The following is a 1,990-nucleotide window of genomic DNA, read 5'->3' on the forward strand; positions in this document are numbered from 1 at the left end:
TCTGTGAAGTAGCCGAAGCCATGTTGATGGAGTTTGTCGAGCGCGGCCTGCTGGTGGAACTTCTGTGAAGTAGCCGAAGCCATGTTGATGGAGTTTGTCGAGCGCGGCCTGCTGGTGGAACTGGTGGATATCGCCGACGATGAAGCGTGGTTCGCCGCTTACAGCCTGCGGATTCCGGTGTTGCGGCGGGTCGACACCGGCGCTGAACTGGGCTGGCCGTTCAGTGYCGATCAGGTAGTGGCGTTCCTGCATTAAGCGGTTTTTGCGCTGGCGGCATGTCCCGCCTGTCGAACTTTGCGATTGATCCCCTTGGCTTAATCGGTGTTGATCGGATACTGTATGCTCATACAGTTATTCGCCGCGCCTGCCTTGCCGTTCCTGATTTTCGGGAGTGAGCCGGCAAGCCCGGGCGTGAGAGGGATGAATCGTGGTCAATGTCGAACAGTTGAAGAACAGCGTGAACCGGATGTCCGCAGACGTCGTGCGCGAGGCCGTCCTTGAGTTGCGACTGGATGGTCTGGTGACCGAAGGAAAAACACCCTTCAACAAAACGCATTTCAATACCTGTTTCGCAGAAATCGAGGCCTTGTTTCAACGCGCGGGATATCACCGGCAACTCGATGTCGTGGGTTACCAGGGATTGTTGTACGCCCTGTATGACCCCGCTCGCTGGGAAGCGGTCGATGTGCTGCGCTGGCTCAAGGAGTACACCGAAGCGGCGGCGCGCACGCCGATCCCGGCTTGAGAACGCCCCCTAGGTTCATTCCCCTTGCTGTTGGATAATGCCGATCTGTACTGAGGGTTAGAGCTTTCTTATGTCCACTTCTTCTTTTTCCGCGGCACACAGTCAGGCAAGTACGCTTTACTTGCCACCCGGCCCGTGGCACACCGTTGTCGATTGCCTGTGCGAGCATTTCAGCGCCATCGGTCGCGAACAATGGCTGGACAGAATCGCCCGTGGCCGGGTCCTCGATGGGCAGGGCATGCCGATAGCCCTCGATCTGGCCTACAAGGAAGGTTTGCGGATTCATTATTTTCGCGAAGTGCCGGATGAAAAGCCGATCCCGGTGATCGAGTCGATCCTGTACGCGGACGAGCATCTGGTGGTTGCCGACAAACCGCACTTTCTGCCCGTGACGCCGGCTGGCGAATACGTCGAACAGACGCTGCTCAGGCGCTTGATCCGTCGCCTGGACAATCCGCATCTGGTGCCATTGCATCGCATCGACCGGCATACCGCAGGGCTGGTACTGTTTTCCGCCAATCCGCAGAGTCGTTCGGCTTATCAGTCGTTGTTTCCAACCCGGCAGATCGAAAAGCGCTACGAGGCCATCGCAGCGGCGTTGCCTGACCTTGCTTTCCCGCTGGTTCATAAAAGCCGACTGGTCGATGGCGAACCGTTCTTCCGCATGCAGGAGGGGCCCGGGGCCAGCAACACCGAGACAGCGGTGGAAGTCAGGGAGAAGCAGGGGGATCTCTGGCGTTATGGTCTTTACCCGGTGACGGGCAAGAAACATCAGTTGCGGGTACATATGGCGGCGTTGGGGGCCGGTATCTGCAATGATCCGTTTTACCCCGAGGTGCTCAAGGATGCGCAGGATGACTACGCCAATCCATTGAAACTGCTGGCTCAGGGGCTGAAATTTATCGATCCGGTCACAGGCCAGGCGCGAGAGTTCGAGAGTGAAATCACCCTGCAATGGTGATCAAGAAGCGAACCTGAAACGCTGTTCTTCAGGCATGAAAAAGCCCGCATCAAGCGGGCTTTTCTGTATCCGGCGGTGCCAGGATTACAGCTCTTTAACGGTACGAACCTGGTCCTTGTTGATGCGGGTCTGTTTGCCATCGAGCTGTTCGAATACGTAGAAGCCGGAATCCTTGTCGAACTGTGGCGTGTCGACGGCCTGGATTTCGCGACCGTCATTCAAGGTGAGCACCGTAGGCGACGCGCAACCGKCGAGGGTGGCGAGGCCGAGTGCGAGCTTGAAAG

General features: G+C 57.6%; 4 protein-coding genes. 3 read left to right on the forward strand and 1 reads right to left on the reverse strand.

All coding sequences use genetic code 11. From position 1 onward, the window contains the following. Window positions 1-33 precede the first annotated feature (33 nt). The 3 genes from ACXRVY_RS26230 to ACXRVY_RS26240 all read left to right on the forward strand — a co-directional run bounded on the left by ACXRVY_RS26230 (window position 34) and on the right by ACXRVY_RS26240 (window position 1,706). Window positions 34-255 (forward strand): glutaredoxin family protein, encoded by a 222-nt coding sequence (locus tag ACXRVY_RS26230; protein WP_458238649.1) that lies wholly within the window; start codon window positions 34-36, stop codon window positions 253-255. 172 nt (window positions 256-427) lie between these two features. Continuing rightward, a complete protein-coding gene (locus tag ACXRVY_RS26235; protein WP_457266288.1) occupies window positions 428-745 on the forward strand; it encodes a transcriptional regulator in 318 nt (105 codons plus the stop codon). Between the two features lie 70 nt (window positions 746-815). Further along, window positions 816-1,706: a pseudouridine synthase gene (locus ACXRVY_RS26240; protein ID WP_457266289.1), complete on the forward strand. Its 891-nt coding sequence runs from the start codon at window positions 816-818 to the stop codon at window positions 1,704-1,706. An 84-nt stretch (window positions 1,707-1,790) separates the two neighbouring features. Here the strand turns inward: ACXRVY_RS26240 and ACXRVY_RS26245 are convergent. Further along, window positions 1,791-1,990 (reverse strand): YgdI/YgdR family lipoprotein (locus tag ACXRVY_RS26245; protein ID WP_458238650.1); only part of this gene is annotated, 200 nt, incomplete at its 5' end.

It is taken from the genome of Pseudomonas sp. P5_A2_2 (genome assembly GCF_054177685.1).